Origin of the sequence: Nonomuraea sp. 3N208 (assembly GCF_052245935.1) — a bacterium.
Lineage (GTDB): Bacteria > Actinomycetota > Actinomycetes > Streptosporangiales > Streptosporangiaceae > Nonomuraea.
Map to the genome: position 1 here is coordinate 23,379 of NZ_JBQQBR010000026.1, position 20,524 is coordinate 43,902.

A 20,524-nucleotide genomic window follows, 5' to 3' on the forward strand; every position below is an offset into this window, starting at 1 on the left:
AAGAAGGAGTCATCGTGACAATCAAGGTCGGCGTCATCGGGACCGGCAACATCGGGGCCGACCATGTGACACGCCTGTCGTCTCAGATCGTCGGATCCACGGTGGCCGCCGTCTTCGACGTGGACACCGCCCGCGCGGAGCAGGTCGCCGCGGATGCCGGCGCCGTGGCACGGGGGAGCGCGCTGGCGGTCATCGACGACCCCGCCGTCGACGCCGTGGTCATCGCCTCACCGGGCGATCTCCACGCCGAGCAGGTCCTGGCCTGCATCGCCGCGGGTAAGCCCGTGCTCTGCGAGAAACCGCTGGCCACCACGACGGCGGACTGCCTGAAGGTCCTCGAGGCCGAGGTCGCCACCGGCCGCCGCTGGATCCAGGTCGGCTTCATGCGCCGCTACGACCCCGGCTACAAGGTCGTCAAGAACGCCGTCGACGACGGCACGATCGGCGAGCCGCTGCTGGCCCACATGGTGCACCGCAACGCGACCGTGCCCGACTCCTTCACCAGCCCGATGGCGATGACGGACTCGGTCATCCACGAGATCGACACCACCCGCTGGCTGCTCGGTCAGGAGATCGTGCGCACCACGGTCGTCGCCACCAAGCCGAGCCCGCTGGCCGCGGCCCACCTGCGTGACCCGCAGATCGTGCTGCTGGAGCTGGCCGACGGCGGCGTGGTCACCGTCGAGGTGTTCGTCAACTGCCAGTACGGCTACGACGTGCGCTGCGAGGTCGTGGGCTCCACCGGCGTCGTGGCGCTGGAGAATCCCAGCGCCAATGCGCTGGTCCGCGACGGCTGGCGCGCCCAGACGGTCCCGGCCGACTGGCGGGTCCGGTTCGGCGCCACGTACCTGACCGAACTGCAGGAGTGGATCACCGGGCTGCGAGCCGGCGTCGTCGGCGGGCCGAGCGCGTGGGACGGCTACGCGGCCACCGCCGTCGCGGAGAGCGCCGTCGCCTCGCTCGAGACAGGCGCGCCCGTCCCGGTCGGCCTGGTCGAGCGGCCCGGTCTCTACGTCTGAGAGGAAACGAAATCATGAAGATCGCCCTCGACCCGTACATGGTGCGCCACACGCCGCTGCTCGAGCTGCCCGCGCTGGTCGCGGAGCTGGGCTACGAGTACATCGAGCTGTCGCCACGCGAGGACTTCCTGCCCTTCTTTCTGCACCCGAGGGCCGATCGGGACACCGTCGCGGCCTTCAAATCCGCCCTCGCCGCGGCGGATGTCAAGCTCGCCTCGGTGCTGCCGCTCTACCGCTGGTCCGGCCCCGACGAGGAGGAGCGCCAGGCCGCGGTGCGCTACTGGAAGCGGGCCATCGAGATCACGGTCGAGCTCGGCTGCACCGTCATGAACTCGGAGTTCAACGGCCGTCCCGAGCAGGCCTCCCGGAGTGAGGCCATGTTCTGGCGGTCGATGGAGGAGCTCCTGCCCGTCTTCGAACGCGAGGGCGTGGAGCTGCGTCTGGAGCCCCACCCGGACGACTTCGTCGAGGGCGGCAAGATCGCCGTCGACATGGTACGCGGCATCAACTCCCCGCTCGTGTCGTTCCTCTACTGCGCGCCGCACACCTTCCACCAGGGCGGCAACCTGACCGAGATCATGGAGTACGCCGGCGACCTGCTCACCCACCTGCACGTCGCCGACTCCTTCGACCATCGCGCCTCGTCCGGTCTGCGCTACATCGTCAACCCGCCGGGCTCGACCGCCCGCGTCCACCAGCACCTGAACATGGGCCAGGGGGAGGTCGACTGGGACGAGTTCTTCGGCACGCTGGGCCGCCTCGGGTTCGACGGCATCATGACGGCGTGCGTCTTCGCGTGGGAGGACAAGGCGCGCGAGTCGAACCTGTTCATGCTCCAGGAGATGACCAAACGGACGGCGTCATGGTGAAAGAGCCCCCGCACTTGACGCGCTGATCATCCTGTGACGCGTCAGGGCCGACGCTAGACTGCCCGATATGCGGTGATTGACCAGTACGGTGGTCGTGGTGGCGGGGGACGGCGCTGGAGACGTGGTCGCGGCCCTGGACGGGCTGCACAACGTGCGGGCGATCCCGCGTGGGGAGCGCCAGCCTGCCGAGGTGATGGAGCTCGCGGCACGGTCGGCGGCGACGTACGTCGTGCACGACGCCGACCCGCTGGCCGAGGTGGCCGCAGCGTGGACGGGGTTCTTCGACGGCACGGGAGTCATCGGCGGCCTGGAGGTGGCCGCGGGCCGTTGGTGGCCCGCGGACCTCGAGGCATGGCTACGCGGCCACCCCCGGGTGGTGCCCGACCGTGCCGGCCTGCCGAGCGGTGGCGTCGTGGTGGCGTGAGCACGGCGTGCGGGTCAGTTCGGGTTGCCGGCGTGGGTGAGGGTTTCCCAGGCGACGAACAGGTTGTTGGTGCCCGCCGGGCGCTGCCGCTCGGTGAGGGTCTGGGTGTTGGTCATCGCGATGCCCATGCGGTTGTGCAGGGCGTTGAAGCCGACCTCCGTGACCGGGCCCAGGCCCAGCGTGAGGCCGCCGCCGCACAGCCAGGACGGCACGGCTGCGCCGAGCTGGTACTTGGCGTGCAGGCCGAGCGCGTGCCGCAGGCGGTCGGCGATCTCGGGATAGAGGTCCTGCCCCTGGATCCGGGCCGTCTCGGCGATGTGCGCGATCGCCGCCAGTCCGTAGCCGGTGTGGGTGAAGTCTCGGCACGTCTCCTGCGACAGCCCGTCGACGAAGGTCTCCTGACCGTGCCAGTACGCGACGATCTCGGCCCGCGTGTCGATACCGCTGCCGGCCGGCCCCCTGGGGAGGGTGCCGTCGCCGGTGAGGTAGATGTAGGCGGGCATGCGAGCCCGGAACGTGCTCACGGCCTTGTCGTAGGCGGCCTTGTCCTCAAGGAACACCGCGATCCCGATGGCCGCGTCCATCATCGACAGCTCCCAGTTGCCGTTCGTACTGGCTCTGCCGTTGATGACCTCGGGCAGGTAGACGTTCCTGAGCATGGTCGCGAAGCGGCTGACGCCCGTCGCGGACCAGCCTGTGTAGGTGTACCGGATGATCTCGGCCGCTCTGGGCCAGGACGAGCCGGCCCACCCCGTCTGGAGCGGCGCGTTGCTGTTGGTGTGGTCGGTGATCACCGCGGACCAGGCGTCCATGATCTGGATGGCCTTCTGGGCGTACCTGGTGTCGCGTGAGATGTACCAGATCAGCGCGTCGGTGTAGGCGGCCAGCGCGTCCTGGCGCTCGTCCGTGCAGCCGTAGTTGGGATTCGAGTACGAGCCGCACTCCACGACGGCCCGCGGCTTCGGGGTGCGTGACAACGACGCGAGGCTGCTGGCGACCATCTGGTCGTAGGCGGCCTTCCACGGCTGGGCGCCGGCGTTGACCTTGGAGCGGACGAAGTCGAGCTGGGCCCTGCTGACGAGCACGCCGGGATGCGCGAAGGCGGCCGGCGCGCTGCGGGCCACGGCTGCGGGTGCGGACATGGCCCCGGTGATCAGTGTGATGACCAGCGCGACCGTGAGTGACAAGCTTCCGCGAGACGGGGGACGGACCACGAGTTCACCCTTTCCTTATTTAGGAAAGTTTCCTAAAAGCTGGTGAGATCGTAGCCCTGACATCCCTTCCTTACAAGAGCCCGTGGGTGCTGAAAGGCCGCAGTCGACGCGGGACTGGCCACCCCTAATGGCCGTATTAATCCCAGCCATAAGCACATTTGTCAGATCAGAGGCGCCTATGATCATGGTGATCGACTTCGTGAGGAAGGACGCCTGCTGCCGACCGTGGAGAACACCCACCAGGTCGCACAGCGCGCGAACCCGGAGTCGCGCGTGGTCTACGTCGACAACGACCCCATGGTGCTGGCCCACGGCCGGGCCTTGCTGGCGGAGAACGAGCGCACCGCCGTGGTCACCTCAGACCTGCGCGACCCGGCGGCGATCCTCGCCGACGAGGCCGTCGCGCGGCTCATCGACCTCGGCCGCCCGGTCGGCGTGATGCTGGTCGGCATCCTGCACCACCTGCACGACGACGAGGACCCGCGGGGGATCGTCGAGGCGTACATGGCCGCGGTCCCGTCCGGCAGCCACCTCTTCATCACCCACTTCTGCGCTTCGAGCCAGGATTCCCGCGACGCGGAGAAGAAGTTCCTCGCGCTACTCGGCACCGGCAGGTTCCGCACCGTCGCGGAGATCACCGCCTTCTTCCACGGGTTCGAGCTGGTGGAGCCGGGTGTCGTTCCGCTGCCTTTGTGGCGTCCCGAGGCGGCCGTTCCTGACGAACTGACCGTGGGCCAGCGCCTCATGTTCGGCGGCATCGCCCGCAAACCCTGACCACGTACCCTCCACTCAGCCGGTGTGCCGGCGAGTGCGCGGTACGGTACCGCCTGAGCCCCTCATCGCAGCGGTCAATGCCGACGCCGCAGCCGCCAAGATGGGAAGACCTATCGAGGCGAGTGCGAGAATCCCCAGTGCGGCCAGCATCGTCCCGGCGATCCCGAGCGCGGCTCTGCGTCTGGGCGCCGCCCGCGCGACACCGTACGTCGCGAGCAACGCGCTCACGGCCATCAGGCCCAGAAACCAGATCGCCGGCCGACCGCCCTCTTGTGCGATCAGCACCATGTACCAGACGGACATGATCACGGCGATCAGAGCCGCCGATAACGCCAGCAGGTCCCAGCCCGCTTCTCGTCCCGCAGCCACGTTCCCATGATGCCCGTCCCATCGTGACCTTGGACAGGAACCCCACGCGACGGTCCTTCGGTCCTGGGGGAGGGGCGCACGTGAGGCGAAGGCCGAGATGCGCGCGCCGCGGGTGATGGAGGGGGTCGGCCGTCACTGCGTCGACGGCTGAGCGGGGAGGGGCGAGGGCGGGGCCGGCTGGTGGTGCGGGTCGGCAAGCTCGTGGGCGGAGCGGGCCAGCCAGATCATCATCAGGGCGGCGGCCGTCACCGCTGTGTCGTCGGAGATGTGCCGCCCCGCGAGGGCGAACAACAAGCCCATCAGCGGGAAAATGAAGGGCGCCACCAAGGCGGCGATGCCGTACACGACAGTGGCCCGCTGCCAGCGGCTGTCGTGCCGCTGCGCCCGCAGGACCAGCACCGTCCAGATCAGGCCTGCCACGCCGCAGATCACGGCCAGCCAGCCGGGCACGGGCCAGTCGAGGACGTCGAGTACCTCGATGGCGGCGACGCCTCCGTACGCCAGCACACCCGCGGCCCGCGCACCTTCGGCATACTCCAGGTTGCCTCCCAGCACCGGCTGGAACAGCAACACGACGACCCACATCACCATGGCGTCGAGCACCGCCGCCCACCACGGCCAGGCCGGCGCGAGGGCGTAGAGCAGCAGGAACGCTGCCGAAGCGTACAGTGCCAGCCGCAGTCGCCGCGTGTTCCGGTCCAGCTCGGGCGGCGACCCCGCCAGCGGCCCGCGCAGAGTCTGCCACAGCGCCCATGCCCACGGCAGGCCGGCCAGGACCAGGATGACCACGTTCGGCCACGTCACCGCGACGCCTTCGTCCACCTCCGTGAACAGCGTCAAGCGCCACAACGCGCCGAGGTCACCGGAGGTCAGCGCGATGACGGCGGCGACCGCCAGCGCGACGACGTACACACCCGTGATGAGCAGGGCGGGAATCCCTAAACGGTAACGACGGGGCACGTGACACATCCTGGGGGGCAGGGATCGAACGCCTCACCTTAGCGAGGTGGCGCCGCGAAGTCGATCAAGCATCGCGGCGGCCGTGGCGTCGGCGCGGTAGGTGAGGGTGCCGTCGGCGTGCTTCAGCAGCTGGGAGGGTATGAACTGTTGCTCCACGACCACGACCACGACGTCGCTGAGCGGGCAGCCGAGATGCCCGGTCACCTTGGTGATCAGCGGAGAGGCGGCATTGTCCTCGCCGATACTCAGTCTTCGCCCTGGAGGGTGGTCTCCGCGAGCCGGTTGGCCAGGTAGCGGCGCTCGGCCTCGGTGGGGGCCAGGGCGAGTGCCTCGCGGTAGGCGTCGGCGGCCTCGGTGCGGCGGCCGAGGCGGCGGAGCAGGTCGGCGCGGGTGGCGGGGAGCAGGTGGTAGCCGGTCAGCTCGCCCGAGGTGTGGAGCGTTTCCACCAGCTCGAGTCCGGCTGCGGGGCCGTCGGCCATCGCCACGGCGACCGCCTGATTGAGCTTCACCACCGGGGACGGTACGACCCGTACCAGTTGTTCGTAGAGTTCGGCGATGTGCGCCCAGTCGGTGTCAGCCGCGTCGGCGGACGTGGCGTGGCAGGCGGCGATGGCGGCCTGCAGCTGGTACGGTCCGGGCCGGTCGTGTCGAAGGGCCGTCTCCAGGACGGCGACACCCTCGTCGATCTCGCCTCGGTTCCACCGGGTACGGTCCTGCTGCTCCAGTGTCACCAGGTCGCCGGCCGCATCGACGCGGGTCTCGCGGCGGGAGTGGTGCAGCAGCATGAGCGCGACCAGGCCGTACGCCTCAGGCTCGGCTGGCATCAGCCGCGCGAGCAGGCGGGCGAGACGGATGGCCTCGGCGCACAGGTCCCATCGCACCAGGTCGGCGCCCGTGCTGGCGGAATAGCCCGCGTTGAACAGCAGATACAGGACGGCGAGCACCGCGCCGGTCCGTTCCGGCAGCAGATGAGCAGGCGGCACCCGGTACGGAATGCCGGCATTGCTGATCTTGCTCTTGGCCCGGACCAGGCGCTTGGCCATCGTCGCCTCGGTGACCAGGAAGGCCCGAGCGATCTCGGCGGTGGTCATGCCGGTCAACGTGCGCAACGTCAGCGCCACCCGGGCCTCCAGCGGCAGCGCCGGGTGGCAGCAGGTGAAGATCAACCGCAGCCGGTCGTCCTGAACACCGCTGTCGTCCTCGCTGGAGCCGAAGGCGTCATGACCGACCGCCATCGTGGCCACCTCCCGTAGCTTGGCCGCCTCGGTCGTCCTGCGGCGCAATCGATCCACAGCCCGGTTGCGCGCCGTCGTGGTGAGCCAGGCCCCGGGACGGTTTGGGACGCCGTCGCGCGGCCAGCGCTCCAGTGCCAGCGCCAAGGCCTCCTGCGCGCACTCCTCGGCCAGATCCCAGTCGCCGGTCACCCGGATCAGGGTCGCGACGATGCGGCCCCATTCCTGGCGGAAGGCCTCGGTGACCGCCGCCTCGACCTCGGCTGTCATTCCTCCCACAGCGGCCTCACCTCCACCCAGCCGAACCGGGCGGAGGGATGCTTGGAGGCGACCTCGATCGCCTCGTCGAGGTTGTCGCACTCGATCAGGTCGAAGCCGCCGATCTGCTCCTTCGTCTCGGCGAACGGCCCGTCGGACAGCAGCACCTCATCGCCACGCACCCGAACGGTCGTGGCGTCACTGCCCGGCCGCAGGCGTGCACCCTGGAGACGGACGCCCCGGCTGTCCATCTCCCGCACCCATGACGCGGGGTCGGCGTCCTCCATGCGCACTCCGACCGACTCGTTGTCGCAGACGAACATCACGTACCGCACGGTTCCTCCTAGGAGATCGGCTTGACTGTACGACGGGTGAGCATGCCCATGAAAGGCAGCCCGAATGTCCTGGTCTTCCGCTGTTTGGCGCCCTTGACCGGGGCGTTGGGCAACGCGGACCTGGCGAGTTCGTTGCGGGGCCGCAGAGCGTAGGTGGCGGCGAGCAGATCAGGCATGACAGGCCCTCCCATTCAGCGCCGCTGCGGGCGCTTCGCGATGTCTTGTGACACCCCTACGACGAACGGGAGCGCCCGCGATGGACAGCCCGGCGTGGATATGCCAATCCCCGCACAAGGCGGGCCTTCTGCGCGGATAGCGCGTCCAGGCCAGAAACCCTACCGACGTATGGTTCATGCGTGCTAACTTGAACATCAGTGTACGAATTAAGGAGGGTTCGGATGAGTCTCAACACGGCTCCCAGTCAGGCGCGCACCGGCGGATGGGGCGTGCTGGTGCTGCTGTGCCTGGCGCAGTTCATGCTGATCGTGGACATCACGGTCGTCCAGGTGGCGTTGCCGACCATCGGCACGGATCTCGCGCTCGACCGTGAGTCGCTGACCTGGGTGGTGACCACGTACACGCTCTGCTTCGGCGGCCTGATGGTGCTCGGCGGGCGGCTCTCCGACGCCTTGGGCGCGCGCCGCACGCTGCTGGCGGGACTGGGGCTGTTCACGGCGGCCTCGCTGATGTGCGGGCTGGCCGGCAGCGGTCCCGTGCTCATCGCCGGGCGGGCGCTGCAGGGCGTCGGCGCGGCGCTGCTCTCGCCGGCGGCGCTGGCCGTCATCACCGCCACGTTCCACGGCGAGCGGCGCGGGCGGGCACTCGGCGTCTGGGCGGCCATCGGCGGCACCGGCGCGGCCCTCGGCGTGCTGCTCGGCGGCGTGCTGACCGCAGGGCCGGGGTGGACGTGGGTGTTCTTCGTCAACGTGCCGATCGGGCTGGTGGTGCTCGCGGCCGTACCCGCCGTCGTGCCGCCCACGCCGGGGCGGAGCGGGCGGCTCGACGTGCCCGGCGCGCTGGTGGTCACGCTGGCGACGGCGCTGCTGATCTACGGGCTGGTGACGGCGGGCGACGCCGGCTGGGGAGCGGTGGGCACGGTGCTGCCGCTGGCCGGGGCCGCGCTGCTGTACGTCCTGTTCGTGGTGGTCGAGCGGTCGGTACGGTCACCGCTGATGCGCGCCGAGACCCTGGCCAGGCGGCCGGTGATCTCGGGGACATTCGTCATGCTGGTGGCGACGGGGCTGATGCTGGGCCTGTTCTTCCTCAGCTCGCTCTATCTCCAGCACGTGCTGGAGTTCAGCGCGCTGGAGACCGGGCTGCTCTTCCTGCCGGTGGCCATCGCGATCACGATCGGGGCGCAGCTCGGCGGGCATCTCATCGGCAGGATCGGCGGACGGCCGGTGGCAGTGGCGTCCTTCGTGGTCACGGCAGTGGGGGCGGCTCTGATGACCCGCATCTCGCCCGACGCGAGCGCGTACACCACGTTGTTGCCGGGGTTCGTGCTGGCCGCGCTGGGCATCGGGCCGGCGTTCGTGACGGCCACCACGACGACCATGGCGAACATCCCGCCCGGTGAGAACGGCGTCGCCTCCGGCGTGATCAACACCTTCCACGAACTCGGCGGCTCGATCGGCGTGGCCGTCGTCTCCACTGTCGCCGCGTCGAGCCTCGCGCCCGGCTCGGCAGGCGGCATCGGCGGCTTCGTGGCGGGGCTCACGCTGTGCGCTGTCGTCGCGGGCGTCGCGGCGGCCGTCGCGCTGGGGCTGGTGCCGGCGGGCAAGCCGGCGACAGCGTTCGTGGGCCACGGCCACTGATGACCCCGGGCGGGCTCACGGTTCCGAGGACCGCTCCCGTCGTGTTCATCGGCCGCCGCCCGGATCCGGCGGCCTCCCTCGCCTGGACCTTGGACGGGCTGGGCGCGCTCGACGGCTCATGGGCGATGAGCTTTCCGGCGCCGTACGGCACACGTATCGTTCACCGGCTGCCGTTCTCCAGCGTGTTCGTGGTGAGCAACAGCCTCCGGCTCCGCCGCTTCAAGTGACAACCATCGGATGGCTCCGGGCAGCGTGCTCGGAGCCATCCGCGTGCCAGCCGTGTCGTGGAGCTCCTGATCGCGCCCGCTCATCGTGGGAGCGCTGACAGCTGGGCGCTGGAGCAGCGCAACGAGCGGTCTTCTACTGTCGTGGCGTGACGGCTGAGATCAGGGCCGAAGCCGTTCTGCGCATGCGGTCGCGCAGGTCGGGCGACTGCGGGCCGCGGGTGAGCAGGAGTTGGTGTGCGGCGCCCACCAGGGCGAGGGCGAGCGATTCGGCGTCGGCGTCGGCGTGGACGCGGCCGTGTTCCTGCTCGGCACGGAGGTAGGCGGTGAAGGCGCGCTCGCTCGCGTCCATCTCCAGGGTGCCGTCGGCGAGCGCGTCGCCCAGATGACTGAGGATGGACGGTCTGGCCATGGCGAGCCCGGCGAGCGCGAGCAAGTTGCCGGCGAGCAACGTCTCGATGGCGTCCATGAGGTTGCCGACGACGTCTCCGCTGCCCGCCAGGCCGGGCAGGCGGGCCATTCCGGCGCTCGCCCGGCCGGCGCGGTCGAGAAAGAGCGCGGCCAGGAACGTGTCAAGATCCGCGAAGTGGTTGTAGAGCAGTCCGGTGGCGCACCCGGCCTCCGTGGTGATCGCGCGCCCGGTCAGGCCCGAGGGGCCCTTGCTCAGGAGTACCCGCTCCGCGGCGTCGAAGAGCTGCTGTCGTACGTCCGGGATCGCAACGCCACGCGGTGACATGAGCCCTCAATCTACCTGAACGGCATTTACACAGTATGAGCATATGCTCATACTGAATGAGCACATGCTCATTCTCGACTGTGAGGAGCCGGATGGAGACGCGAGAGTTTGTCTGGACCCGCAGGCACGTGTGGTCGCTCGGCGTGTTGTGCCTGGCTCAGGTGCTGGACAGCGTGGACGTCACGATCGTCAACGTCGCGCTGCCGGCGATCCAGGAAGACCTGGGATTCTCCGCCGCCACCCTGTCCTGGGTGATCAACGCGTACATGGTGGCGTTCGGCGGGTTCCTCCTGCTCGGCGGCCGGCTCGGCGACCTGTACGGCCACCGGCGCATCCTGCTCGGCGGGGTCGCCTTGTTCACCGTCGCGTCGGCGGCGGCCGGGTTCGCGCAGAGCGACTGGGTGCTGGTGGCGGCACGGGCCGTTCAAGGGCTGGGCGCGGCGCTCATCGCCCCCATGACGCTGGCGCTGATCGCCCTGATCTTCCCCGAAGGGCCGCCACGGAGCAGGGCATTCGCCGTCTGGGGCGCCGCGACCGGGGCCGCGAGCACCCTTGGACTGATCGCAGGTGGGCTGTTCGCCGACGGACCGGGCTGGCGATGGATCTTCTTCGTCAACCTGCCGGTCGGCCTGCTCCTCCTGGCCGCGTGGCGGTCGCTGGGCACTGGGGAGCGGCCCGCCCGCGCCTCTCGCGGCTTCGACCTGATCGGCGCGCTGACCTCCACCGCCGGGGTGGGACTCCTGGCCTATGCCGTCCTGCAAACCGACGTCGACGGCTGGTCCTCGACGCGTACCCTCACCCTGCTCGGAGTCGGCGCCGCGCTGCTGGCCTACTTCGTGCTTCATGAGAGTCGGATCGCCAGGGAGCCGCTGGTCGCGCTCGGGCTGTTCCGCAACCGATCACTGGTCGGCGCCAACACGATCCAGGCGTTGCGAGGTGCCGCGATGTTCGCCGTTTTCTACTTCGCCACCCTCTACCTGCAGGGCGTCCTCGGCCACTCCGCCCTGGCGACGGGCCTGGTGTACGTGCCGCTGACGGTGATTCTCATCGTCGCGTCCGCCCTCGGCCCGCGGCTGGTCAGGCGCTTCGGCACCCGCCTGGTGATCGCCGGCGGATCGCTGGTCACGGCCGCCGGGCTGCTCCTGCTCACCCGGCTCCCGCTCAACGGCACGCTCCTGGCCGACGTCATGCCGCCGCTGCTCGTCGTCGGGCTCGGTCTCGGCGTCATCGTGGTCCCGCTCACCACGGCCGCGCTCGCCGGGGTTCCCCCCTCGTCCAGCGGCGTGGCCTCTTCGCTGCTCAATGTCAGCGCCCAGCTCGGCGGCGCGCTGGGGCTGGCGGTCCTGTCCGCCCTCGCCGCCAGCGCGAGCGCCGCCGGCCCTGATGGGTCCGCGGAGGCGCTTGCCGCCGGATACCGCTTCGGCTTCGGCGTCGCCGCCGGGCTGATGGCCGTGGTCGCCGTCATAGCGCTCGTTGTCTTCCACGACAGAAGGGACGAACCATGACCAGCAGAGCCGTCATCGTCGGAGCGGGCATCGCCGGGCTGGCCGCCGCGCTGCGGCTGCACCAGATCGGCTGGGAGCCAGTGGTGATCGAGCGGGCCCCGGCCCGCAGGAGCGGCGGATACGTCGTCGCGCTCTTCGGCCGCGGCTACGATGCCGCCGAGCGCTTGGGCATCCTGCCCGTGCTGCGCGAGCGCCACTTCGGCGCCGTGGACATGGTCTACAGGAAACCGGACGGGCGGCGCCGCTTCACCGTTCCGCACCGCACCATGCAAGCCCTGCTCGGGGACCGCGGCCTGACACTGATGCGCGGCGAAATCGAGACAGCGCTCTCGGTGGCAGGCGCCGAGCTCCTGGGAACGGTGCTGCGTCGCCATCCAGGCGACGTCCCCGCCGCGCTGCGCGAGTGGGAGGCCGGGCTTCGCCCCGAAGCCGAGGAGCGGCGGGCCGCGGGCCGCCGCAACGCCAGGGCCTACGCACCCGCCAACCGGCTGGACCCGGTGAAGCTGGATCTGCCCTTGCGTCTGGCCAACCTGCCGCCGGTCACTCACTTACTCCGTCGACATCTCCGCCTCCACTAGGATATATGACTATATTGCGTAGTAGAAGGATTTTGCAGGTGTGGGTGTCGACAGCGGGACCATGTTGATCATTACTGGCGCCATGGACGCCGGTCCCGCCTCCGTGTTGTTCTGAGGCTCTCGCCTTTTCGCCGCTGGTGGCGTTCCTCGTCACGCTGCCGATCAATGGATCATCGGTGAGGGGCATGCGATGATCAGCGCCTACCATTACCGGCTTCTACTATGTTAAGCAGTAGTTAGGGCGCGATTCGGGCGTGGACCGGGGGGTTTGGTTGCGTCCTACAACCATCTAGTTGTATGGTCGAACCATGGCGGAGGAGCGTGAACTTCAGGAGGCCGTTGGGCGCTTCGTGCGGGCGTTCGGTCTCCATCAGCCTGACCAGACTCCCTGCGGGCGGCCCATCCCGGTCTCGGAGGCCCACGCCCTGGCCGAGCTGGCCAGGGACGGGGCACTGCGGCAAAACGATCTGGCGCACCGGCTCCGCCTGGAAAAGAGCACCACCAGCCGTCTGGTCACGCAGCTCATCAACCGAGGCTGGGTCGAGCGCAGCGCCGCTCCGGGTGACGGGCGCGGCGTGCTGGTCCAGCTCACCGCCGCCGGAGTCACCGCGGCAGAGCAGCTGGCCAAGGCCAGGGCGGCACGCTTTTCCGCAATCCTCGACCGTGTCCCCCCAGGCGAACGCGCCGACGTGCTGCGCGCCCTGGAAACCCTTACGGAGGCAATGGATGACCCCTAAGAAACGGCGCGGCATGCTGGCCGTCGCCACGCTCGCGGCCATCGCCGTCGCCTTGGCCGCGTACGTGCTCGTCGACCAGAACGGTCAGGCGGCGCGTCAAGCGGAGATCGCGGCCAAGAGCCGGCAGGTGATGCCGTTCGACCTCGAGCGCACCACGCACCGCTTCACCAAGTCCGCCACCGGCGGGCTCCAGACGGTGACCGCGGACGACACCGCCGACAGCGAGCAGGTCAAGCTCATCCGCGAACACCTCACCAAGGAGGCCGCGGGCTTCAGCAAGGGGGACTTCGGCGACCCCGCCTCCATCCACGGCACCGAGATGCCAGGCTTGCGGGAGCTCGAGCAGGGCCACGGCCGTATCGACGTCCGCTACACGCAAACGCCGGCCGGTGCCCAGCTCACCTACACCGCATCCGATCAATCTCTGGTCACGGCGCTGCACGCCTGGTTCGACGCCCAGGTCTCCGACCATGGGCAGCACGCCGAACACGGATGACGTCCACGACCCGGCTCACGGGCCCACGAAGCGGGTGCCCAGCCCGATAAGCAGCGCCTCATCCTTCGGTTACATCCGCCTCTCTTATACCTATCCCCGGTAAGGTTAAGGCTTAGTGCATACCTTGCCGGGGTACGGTTTGCTCCGCAACGAGACGTAACGATCATGAAGGGATGGTTTTGTGTCTGCAGATATCGACCCTGGCCTGGATCTCGGCACCGCGGCGGCCGCAACGCCGGCGAAGGCATCCAGGCCCTCTCATCGAAGCGGCGCCCGGGCTGAGGCGTGCGAAGCGTCCGGCCCCGATCGGCCCAGAGCCGCAGAGCAGCTTGGCCGAGTGCGCGCCCAGACGCTCAGCCGCCACCCGCAATCTCAACACAGCCAAACCCAGAGCTCAAAGATCGCAGCAGAACCTCAGGCTTTCATAGCGAATATGGGGAACGGTTCCTACCTTTCGCCGGGGTGCTCAGGTGCACGTCAGGCGCGGCTCGGGCGCGTAAACGGTGTGGAACCTCTGCTTGCGTACTTCCTTGCCGCCCTGCCGGAAGATCCGCCACACGTCGATGGAGAAGCCCTCGGCGCCTTCCATCGGGATGCAGTCGGGACCGGAATCGCTGAGCGTGGGGAAGGACTTGACGTCATAACGGGACGAGTTCTTCGACTCGATGTCGAAGCGCTCGGTGCTCCAGAACTGAACAGTGATCGACGTGCTGGTGTAGGAGGTCTTGATCAGCACTCCATGACGGGAGTCGTTCCGCCACCGGAAGTCCGGCTGCGGATAGGAAACCGTGGACTCCCGCCCCGCCGGGTAGCGCGAGATGTAGTACTGGTGCGGCCTGTGCTGCACGTCCTCGAAACCGCCGAAGAACACCGCGTTGAACATGGTGGTGGCGAACTGCGACACACCGCCGCCGACATCGTTCACGAACCGGTTGTTGAGGATCATCGGCGCCTCGACGAATCCCCTTGCCTTGTCGCGCTTGCCGACGACGCCGTTGAGCGAGAACGTCTCGCCGGGCTTGACCACGTATCCATCCACGATGTCCGCGATGCGGTGGATATTGGTCACTCTGGGTGCGCAGCAGGGGTGGTGGGTGGTGAAGGAGCTGACCTTCTTCTTGATGCCGAGCTTCCTGGCCAGCGCGGTCGTCACCCGTGGCTGTGTTTCGGCCACGGGCACCTGCACGCTGCGCCGGCCTGCCGTGAGGGCGGTGGAGATCGCCGTGCCGAGGCCCTTGGCGTCGATCCCACGGCCCGGGCGCGCGGGAATGACCTGTGGCTTGCCTTCCACGATCTTGAAGGAGGCGTCTCGAGGACGCTGGGCCTCGTCGATGAGCTGCTTGTCCAGGCTGGGCAAGAGATCCTTGACGTCGAGGACGGGACGGAGCCCGCCCCGTCCGTCGGCGGCCCAGCTCAGTGCCTCGGCCAATTGAGGCCCGGACAGCTCGGCGCTCTGGGCGCCGTTCACGAGAGCAAGCGGGCCGCCGACCGCGGTACGGGCGAGGCCGTCGGCGATGCGCCGTACCTCGTCGGGCGAGGTCGCGGGCGGCCGTGAGCGCGTGGTGAGCGTCACCGAGGAGCGGCCGCTGAGGAAGGCGTCGCGGATGGTGTCCGCCGCGCCGGCTCGGTCGAGGACGCGGCCGGGTTTGGGGACGATCGGCTGCGGTTGCGTTCCCTTGTAGCGCACGCCGCCCTCACGGGGCTTGGCGTCCACGGTACGCGCCAACTTGGCGAGTTCGCCGGTGAGGCGGGGCTCGTCGAGTTTGATGCGGGGTCGCACCTCGCGCCGATCGTCGCCGAGCAGCGAGCGCACCACCCCAGCGGGGGTGCTCGCGCCGTCCATGGCCGCCTCGACCGATGCCGGAACGTCCACCCCAATCCCCAGCTCGGAGGGAGTCCGCCGGATCGATTTGCCGGCGGCCGACAGTGTCAGCGGGCGGGCGAGACGCTCGCCGAACTCACGCTCCAGTCGCGAACGGGCCTCAGCCTCGGACAGGCCGCCGATGTCCACGCCACCGATCCGCGTGCCGCGCGGCACTTCACCGGCCAGCGCGATCGCGGGTATGGCATAGGCCAGGACGACCACCAAGCCTAGAGCCGCCACGATGGCAGCAACCCGGCGCCGTCCTGATGTGGCGCCCTCATGATGGTCGTTCGCGCCGTGCCGGCTCACTACAGGTTCCACGGGAAGGTGGTCGTGGCAACGCCGGCTCGTGGTCTGGGGCTGGCAGCGCGCATGCGAAGCATATTAGTAGCCATGGTAGAGGCCTCCTCTGGGTGGCCCGGCGCTCGAGCCGTTCGTTCGAGGCCTCTCCATGACATACGGATGGTGGCGGCGGTACGGCCGGTTCCGTCCGGGCGTAACGTGCTCACCTCGTCATGACAGGTCGGGCAGCCCCAGGTCGAGGTTGGGCCGGTCGATGCCGCCGTCCACCTCCAGCACCTTGCCGGTCACGTAGCGGGCGGCCGGGGAGACCAGGTAGAGCACCGCGGCCGCCACGTCCTCCGGCTCGCCTATCCGCCGCAGCGGTGTGGCCTGCTCCATCTGGGTACGCAGGTCCTCGTCGTTCATGACGATGTCGAGCGCCGAGGTGGCGACCGCGCCGACGGCCACCGCGTTGACCCGCACGGCGGGGGCGAGGTCGAGGGCGGCGAGGCGGGTGTAGTGCGCGAGCGCCGCCTTGGCGGTGCCGTACGCCAAGTAGCCGCGGCCGGCTACGCGGCCCACGGCGGAGGAGACGTTCACGACCGAGCCGCCGCCCCTCACCAAGTGGGGGACGGCGGCCCTGGTCAGCTCGTGCGCGACGCCGACGTTGAACTGAAACGCGTTCTCGAGATGCTTGCGTTTCGTGTCCAGGAACGCGCGGGGCAACGCGCCGCCCACGTTGTTCACGACGACGTCCAGCCTCCCGAAGGCGTCCGCGGCCCGCTCCGCGAGCGCCTCGGCGGTACCCGGCACGGACAGGTCGCCGGGGACGACTAGGGCCCGCCGGCCCGCCTTCTCCACCTGTTCGGCAACGGCGTGGAGCTGTTCCTCGGTGCGCGCGCAGAGTGCCACGTCCGCCCCGGCCTGGGCCAGCGCGACGGCGGTGGCGGCGCCGATGCCCCGGCCCGCGCCGGTGACGATCGCGGCGGCGCCGGTGATCTGGAAGCGGTCCAGGATCATGCACTCAGCGTAGGGCTGGCTATAACTTGTTTCAATCGGCTCAGGGCTCAGGGCGGCGATCTGCTGTACTCAATGGCGTCGCACCGCCCTGAGCGGGGCGCAGGAGAAGCTGTCCGCCTGGCCGTCTACAGGTAGTCGTTCAGCCAGTTCTGCGCGACAGGGATGTCGATGCGCTGGTAGCCGCCGAGGTAGCGGCAGTTCTGCGTGTAGCCGTAGCTCGTCACCGCGACGAGGTAGCCCTTGAGGAACACGGGGCCGCCCGAGTCGCCGAAGCAGGTGCCACCGCCGCCGCGGGTGTCGTTGTAGTTACCGTTGGCCTGGAGGATCTGCTCGGTGAGCTTCTGGCCGGGCTGAGTGGTGTAGCGGCGCTCCAGGGGGTAGCTCATCGGCTGCGGCTTCTGGGGGCCGGTGAGCGGCTTGCGCACCTCCGTGCCATAGCCGACGAACTCGAAGAGCGTCTTGCTCAGCGTCGGCGGGCGGTAGGCGTCAAGGAACCTCGAGGACGCGATCTTGGCCGGAGTGATCCCGGAGACCGCCTTGTCCAGGACGATCACGCCGACGTCGTTCCAGTTGTCGAGGTCGGTGAAGTCGGAGTACTGCGGGTGGGAGTGCGCCGTGCCGGACAGGGCGCCGGCGCCGGTGATCTCGGCGGCCGTGTAGCCCTTGCTCGGGTCTGCCGCCACGGGGAATGGCGCCGGGGGCTCCTTGGCGATCTCCGACTTGAACGTCACCAAGGTCTTGCCGAGCGTTCCCTCGGTACAGTGCGCGGCGGTGACGAGCACGGTCGGCGAGACCAGCGTCGCGGAGCACCGGAAGCGACCGTCAGGCTGGTAGAACATAATCAAGCCGACATTCGGGTGGCGTTCTCCGTCGGGTTCCCCGCCGGTGATGGCCTGAGCGGGCATGGCGACGGTGACTACGGCGAGGGCTACGGTGAAGATCGCTGCGGCCAACCGAGTTAATGATCTCATGACGTAACTTTCCTTTCCTGGTTACTTGTGCAGTTCTGCCACTGACGTGGCATGCGGATCAAGTCCCAGGAGCCTGAAAGTCTGCTGTCAGCTTCTCGCGCCGGTGCTCAGGCGGCAGCGCGTCGCCTACCGCGGTTTCGTGCCCCGTCGGCCGCTCTCCGCCTCGTATTCAGCTAATTTCCGATAGTTTCGGGATTTGGCCGGGTGTATTCCCAGGCGAGAAGTGCGCTCAAGAGTCCATCTTTGAAACATTTCGGCGTGGCGTTGACATGTTTCGAAGGAATTCTCAGACTGATCGCCAACGCCCCACTCGGAAGGGAGAGCTCTGGTGATCACTACCTTGGCCCGCTCTAAGATCCGTACGAGGATCGTCGCGTTGGCGGTAGCGGCGACGCTCTCGGTCGCTGGAGTGGTGACGATGGCATCCACCGAGGCCGCTGCGGCTGCTGGAGTGGAGAACGAGGGTGCCGATTGCGCGGTACCCGGCCTCCCCGACGCGGGATCATTGCCGACCAACTCGAAGCTTCCCGATCCCTTCAGGAAGCTGGATGGTACGCGCATCTCCGCCAAGTCCGAGTGGCGGTGCCGACGGGAAGAGATCAAGAGGCTGGCGGAGAGGTTCGTCTACGGCGAGAAGCCCGTAAAGCCGGCCAGTGTCACGGGAACGGTCTCGAGAAACGGCATCACGGTGAACGTGAACCACAACGGCAGGAGCTCCGGTTTCTCGGCAAGCGTCTCACTGCCGAGTGGTTCCGGCCCCTTCCCGGCCGTTGTCGTCCTGGGCGGATTCGGCGCGGACACGGCCGCCATCACGGCGGCAGGTGCTGCCGTCATCAGCTACGACCCCTATGCGGTCGGGCGAGAGGGCACGCCGCGGAACAACAAGCAAGGCGCGTTCTACAGCATTTACGGCTCCTCGAGCAGCACAGGGCTGCTGCTCGCCTGGGGCTGGGGTGTGAGCCGCATCATCGACGTCATCGAGCAGTCGGACGGCAGCATTCTCCAAGCGGATGCGACCGGCGTCACGGGATGCTCGAGGTTCGGAAAGGGCGCCTTTGTGGCCGGTGCGTTCGATCAGCGCATCGCTTTGACCATGCCGATCGAGTCGGGCAGCGCCGGCGTTCCCATTTTCCGCGGGATTCCCGGGGAAGGCGCCCAGAGCTGAGCAGTGCCTACGGAGAGCAGCCATGGCTGAGCGACGCGTTCGGCTCTTTCACGAGCAGCCCGACCAGGCTGCCGGTGGACACGCATGAAATCGTGGCCATGATCGCGCCGCGCGGACTCTTCATCTGATTTGTGGCGCGGAGGCCCGATCCTTCAGGGCCGGGAGGAAGCCCCTCCTTTCGAAAACAGTATGGAAAATATTGGTAACAGCCAGTAATATCTGCGGTGCGTGAGGGGCTTGTGACAGGAGGTGCGCGATGGCACCAACGACGGCGCGGTGCTGCCCGGCCCCGCCCTGCCCGGCCCGATCCAAGGCAACGGACACGTCCGCAGCCTGCGCGAGCGGCGGCATCGGCAACGCCGCCGCTTGCAGAAGAAAGGCACCCCTTCGGCGCGGCGGGTGCTGCGCCGCCTGTCCGGGCGTGAGCACCGGATGATGACCGACGTCAACCACCAGATCTCCACGTTCGTGGTGTGCGAAGCCGAACGCACCGGCCGCGGCATCGCCCTGGAGGATCTCCAGGGCATCCGAGGCCGGGCAAGGGCTCACCGGCTCCAGCGGCGCACCCTGCACGGCTGGGCATTCGCCCAGCTGATCGAGTTCACCCGCTACAAGGCCGCACGGGCCGGGATCGCCTTCACACTGGTCGACCCCGCCTACACCTCCCAGGCCTGTCCCGACTGCGGGTGCGTCTCCAGAGCGAATCGGCCCGCCCGGGCCGGTTCGTCTGCACCGGCTGTGGCCTCGCTGGGCACGCCGATCACATCGCGGCCTGCAACGTCGCCGTACGCGGGGTTGCGGGCTGGGCTGCTGTCAACCAGTCGCACGCTACCGGCCTCCCGTCAGCCAGACGGGACCGTGAGAGCAAGCCACCGGCTTCAGCCGGTGGTAGTTGACCATGGACAATCCCCACATCACCAATCTGGGTCCCCGGTCCGCGAGCGTGGCGGCTTTGGGTGGTGCGGAGGTCTACAAGGCGCTCGGCGCGGGCGAGAACATCACCTACTGGTCCGACATCCAAGACGGCAGCCACTGCGCCAACAGGCCTGAGTGGAGGACCCCGTTGCAGCAGAACATCCAGAAGTTCCTGCTGAAGACGGGCAATGCCGCCGGCGCGATCAGGATCTCGTCCAGGGCGATGGGCAATTTGTCGGAATGGAGGGACTGGCAGACCCCGACCCTCAGCGACTCAGGCAGCGACACCACCCCGCCGAGCACGCCGGGCACCCCGGCCGCGTCCACCTGCACGGCCGTTCCGACCGTGCAGACCCAGTGGGCCACCGGGTACGTCATCCAGCCGCTGACCATCACCAACACCGGCACCTCGACGATCACCGGATGGACTGTCACCTTCACGCTGCCGGACGGGCACACGCTGACCGGCTCGTGGAACGGCACCGTCACCGCCAGCGGGCAGACCGTGACCATCAGGAACGCCGGTCACAACGGCACCCTCGCCCCCGGAGCCGCCACCACCAGCCTCGGCTTCCAGGCGAGCCGCCCGAACGGCAACACCGCACTTCCGTCCGGGTACACCTGCGCCTGACAGCCGGCACTCCCCGGCCCACCCAACCCCTCCTCACCAGGGGTGGGTGGGCCGGCGGCCTGCCGCGAGCAGTGCCACATGTGTCCGTGCGCGGCCGGAAAATCGTTCGCTCTGCCGTACACCCTCCGGCAC

Annotated in this window: 24 protein-coding genes and 1 pseudogene; 14 read left to right on the plus strand and 11 right to left on the minus strand. The window is 68.8% G+C overall.

Going from position 1 to position 20,524, the window contains the following annotated elements; translation table 11 throughout:
* Window positions 1-14 precede the first annotated feature (14 nt).
* The 3 genes from ACTWPT_RS34490 to ACTWPT_RS34500 all read left to right on the plus strand — a co-directional run bounded on the left by ACTWPT_RS34490 (window position 15) and on the right by ACTWPT_RS34500 (window position 2,312).
* Window positions 15-1,019, plus strand: a complete 1,005-nt coding sequence (locus ACTWPT_RS34490) for a Gfo/Idh/MocA family protein (protein WP_443181692.1) — start codon at window positions 15-17, stop codon at window positions 1,017-1,019.
* A 14-nt stretch (window positions 1,020-1,033) separates the two neighbouring features.
* On the plus strand, window positions 1,034-1,888 hold the full coding sequence (locus ACTWPT_RS34495; RefSeq protein ID WP_443181693.1) for a sugar phosphate isomerase/epimerase family protein: 855 nt from the start codon (window positions 1,034-1,036) through the stop codon (window positions 1,886-1,888).
* A 76-nt stretch (window positions 1,889-1,964) separates the two neighbouring features.
* Window positions 1,965-2,312 (plus strand): hypothetical protein, encoded by a 348-nt coding sequence (locus ACTWPT_RS34500; protein ID WP_443181694.1) that lies wholly within the window; start codon window positions 1,965-1,967, stop codon window positions 2,310-2,312.
* 14 nt (window positions 2,313-2,326) lie between these two features.
* On the opposite strand, the gene ACTWPT_RS34505 is transcribed toward ACTWPT_RS34500, so the two are convergent.
* Entirely contained in the window at window positions 2,327-3,499 is a 1,173-nt protein-coding gene (locus ACTWPT_RS34505) for an alginate lyase family protein (RefSeq protein WP_443181695.1), read from the minus strand.
* 243 nt (window positions 3,500-3,742) lie between these two features.
* Between ACTWPT_RS34505 and ACTWPT_RS34510 the strand changes: the two genes are divergently transcribed.
* Complete coding sequence (locus tag ACTWPT_RS34510; protein WP_443181837.1) at window positions 3,743-4,300, plus strand: SAM-dependent methyltransferase; 558 nt, start codon at window positions 3,743-3,745, stop codon at window positions 4,298-4,300.
* Window positions 4,301-4,315: 15 nt separating this feature from the next.
* On the opposite strand, the gene ACTWPT_RS34515 is transcribed toward ACTWPT_RS34510, so the two are convergent.
* From ACTWPT_RS34515 to ACTWPT_RS34540, 6 genes are all read right to left on the minus strand, one after another.
* Window positions 4,316-4,669 carry a hypothetical protein gene (locus tag ACTWPT_RS34515; protein ID WP_443181696.1) on the minus strand — a complete coding sequence of 118 codons (354 nt, stop codon included), beginning with the start codon at window positions 4,667-4,669 and terminating at the stop codon, window positions 4,316-4,318.
* Between the two features lie 132 nt (window positions 4,670-4,801).
* Window positions 4,802-5,629: a hypothetical protein gene (locus ACTWPT_RS34520; RefSeq protein ID WP_443181697.1), complete on the minus strand. Its 828-nt coding sequence runs from the start codon at window positions 5,627-5,629 to the stop codon at window positions 4,802-4,804.
* Between the two features lie 33 nt (window positions 5,630-5,662).
* On the minus strand, window positions 5,663-5,833 hold the full coding sequence (locus ACTWPT_RS34525; protein WP_443181698.1) for a hypothetical protein: 171 nt from the start codon (window positions 5,831-5,833) through the stop codon (window positions 5,663-5,665).
* A 41-nt stretch (window positions 5,834-5,874) separates the two neighbouring features.
* Window positions 5,875-7,131: an RNA polymerase sigma factor gene (locus tag ACTWPT_RS34530; protein WP_443181838.1), complete on the minus strand. Its 1,257-nt coding sequence runs from the start codon at window positions 7,129-7,131 to the stop codon at window positions 5,875-5,877.
* On the minus strand, window positions 7,128-7,454 hold the full coding sequence (locus ACTWPT_RS34535) for a YciI family protein (protein WP_443181699.1): 327 nt from the start codon (window positions 7,452-7,454) through the stop codon (window positions 7,128-7,130). Before ACTWPT_RS34535 ends, ACTWPT_RS34530 begins: the two co-directional genes overlap by 4 nt.
* 8 nt (window positions 7,455-7,462) lie before the next feature.
* Window positions 7,463-7,630: a hypothetical protein gene (locus ACTWPT_RS34540; RefSeq protein ID WP_443181700.1), complete on the minus strand. Its 168-nt coding sequence runs from the start codon at window positions 7,628-7,630 to the stop codon at window positions 7,463-7,465.
* Window positions 7,631-7,852: 222 nt separating this feature from the next.
* Between ACTWPT_RS34540 and ACTWPT_RS34545 the strand changes: the two genes are divergently transcribed.
* Together ACTWPT_RS34545 and ACTWPT_RS34550 are read left to right on the plus strand one after the other, a co-directional pair.
* Complete coding sequence (locus ACTWPT_RS34545) at window positions 7,853-9,268, plus strand: MFS transporter (RefSeq protein ID WP_443181701.1); 1,416 nt, start codon at window positions 7,853-7,855, stop codon at window positions 9,266-9,268.
* A gap of 41 nt (window positions 9,269-9,309) precedes the next feature.
* The gene (locus ACTWPT_RS34550) at window positions 9,310-9,495 is read left to right on the plus strand and encodes a hypothetical protein (RefSeq protein ID WP_443181702.1); all 186 of its coding nucleotides are present in this window, start codon (window positions 9,310-9,312) and stop codon (window positions 9,493-9,495) included.
* 133 nt (window positions 9,496-9,628) lie between these two features.
* Here ACTWPT_RS34550 and ACTWPT_RS34555 read toward each other — a convergent pair whose 3' ends face one another.
* The gene (locus tag ACTWPT_RS34555) at window positions 9,629-10,228 is read right to left on the minus strand and encodes a TetR/AcrR family transcriptional regulator (protein ID WP_443181703.1); all 600 of its coding nucleotides are present in this window, start codon (window positions 10,226-10,228) and stop codon (window positions 9,629-9,631) included.
* A 92-nt stretch (window positions 10,229-10,320) separates the two neighbouring features.
* Here ACTWPT_RS34555 and ACTWPT_RS34560 point away from each other — a divergent pair, with 92 nt between their 5' ends.
* The 4 genes from ACTWPT_RS34560 to ACTWPT_RS34575 all read left to right on the plus strand — a co-directional run bounded on the left by ACTWPT_RS34560 (window position 10,321) and on the right by ACTWPT_RS34575 (window position 13,544).
* The gene (locus tag ACTWPT_RS34560) at window positions 10,321-11,733 is read left to right on the plus strand and encodes a DHA2 family efflux MFS transporter permease subunit (protein ID WP_443181704.1); all 1,413 of its coding nucleotides are present in this window, start codon (window positions 10,321-10,323) and stop codon (window positions 11,731-11,733) included.
* Complete coding sequence (locus ACTWPT_RS34565; RefSeq protein WP_443181705.1) at window positions 11,730-12,311, plus strand: NAD(P)-binding protein; 582 nt, start codon at window positions 11,730-11,732, stop codon at window positions 12,309-12,311. The genes ACTWPT_RS34560 and ACTWPT_RS34565 overlap by 4 nt, the downstream gene beginning before the upstream one ends.
* A gap of 308 nt (window positions 12,312-12,619) precedes the next feature.
* A complete protein-coding gene (locus ACTWPT_RS34570) occupies window positions 12,620-13,048 on the plus strand; it encodes a MarR family winged helix-turn-helix transcriptional regulator (protein WP_443181706.1) in 429 nt (142 codons plus the stop codon).
* A complete protein-coding gene (locus tag ACTWPT_RS34575; RefSeq protein WP_443181707.1) occupies window positions 13,038-13,544 on the plus strand; it encodes a hypothetical protein in 507 nt (168 codons plus the stop codon). Before ACTWPT_RS34570 ends, ACTWPT_RS34575 begins: the two co-directional genes overlap by 11 nt.
* Before the next feature lie 466 nt (window positions 13,545-14,010).
* Here ACTWPT_RS34575 and ACTWPT_RS34580 read toward each other — a convergent pair whose 3' ends face one another.
* The 3 genes from ACTWPT_RS34580 to ACTWPT_RS34590 all read right to left on the minus strand — a co-directional run bounded on the left by ACTWPT_RS34580 (window position 14,011) and on the right by ACTWPT_RS34590 (window position 17,681).
* Window positions 14,011-15,648: a VanW family protein gene (locus ACTWPT_RS34580; protein ID WP_443181708.1), complete on the minus strand. Its 1,638-nt coding sequence runs from the start codon at window positions 15,646-15,648 to the stop codon at window positions 14,011-14,013.
* A gap of 273 nt (window positions 15,649-15,921) precedes the next feature.
* Window positions 15,922-16,710 (minus strand): SDR family oxidoreductase, encoded by a 789-nt coding sequence (locus ACTWPT_RS34585; protein ID WP_443181709.1) that lies wholly within the window; start codon window positions 16,708-16,710, stop codon window positions 15,922-15,924.
* Window positions 16,711-16,835: 125 nt separating this feature from the next.
* Window positions 16,836-17,681, minus strand: a complete 846-nt coding sequence (locus ACTWPT_RS34590; RefSeq protein ID WP_443181710.1) for a S1 family peptidase — start codon at window positions 17,679-17,681, stop codon at window positions 16,836-16,838.
* 328 nt (window positions 17,682-18,009) lie between these two features.
* Between ACTWPT_RS34590 and ACTWPT_RS34595 the strand changes: the two genes are divergently transcribed.
* The 4 genes and pseudogenes from ACTWPT_RS34595 to ACTWPT_RS34610 all read left to right on the plus strand — a co-directional run bounded on the left by ACTWPT_RS34595 (window position 18,010) and on the right by ACTWPT_RS34610 (window position 20,392).
* Window positions 18,010-18,846, plus strand: a complete 837-nt coding sequence (locus ACTWPT_RS34595; protein ID WP_443181711.1) for a glucuronyl esterase domain-containing protein — start codon at window positions 18,010-18,012, stop codon at window positions 18,844-18,846.
* 26 nt (window positions 18,847-18,872) lie between these two features.
* Entirely contained in the window at window positions 18,873-18,974 is a 102-nt protein-coding gene (locus tag ACTWPT_RS34600) for a glucuronyl esterase domain-containing protein (protein WP_443181839.1), read from the plus strand.
* Between the two features lie 148 nt (window positions 18,975-19,122).
* Window positions 19,123-19,530: pseudogene (locus ACTWPT_RS34605) on the plus strand (IS200/IS605 family accessory protein TnpB-related protein); the annotation flags it as partial.
* A 214-nt stretch (window positions 19,531-19,744) separates the two neighbouring features.
* The gene (locus ACTWPT_RS34610; protein ID WP_443181712.1) at window positions 19,745-20,392 is read left to right on the plus strand and encodes a cellulose binding domain-containing protein; all 648 of its coding nucleotides are present in this window, start codon (window positions 19,745-19,747) and stop codon (window positions 20,390-20,392) included.
* Window positions 20,393-20,524: the final 132 nt, after the last annotated feature.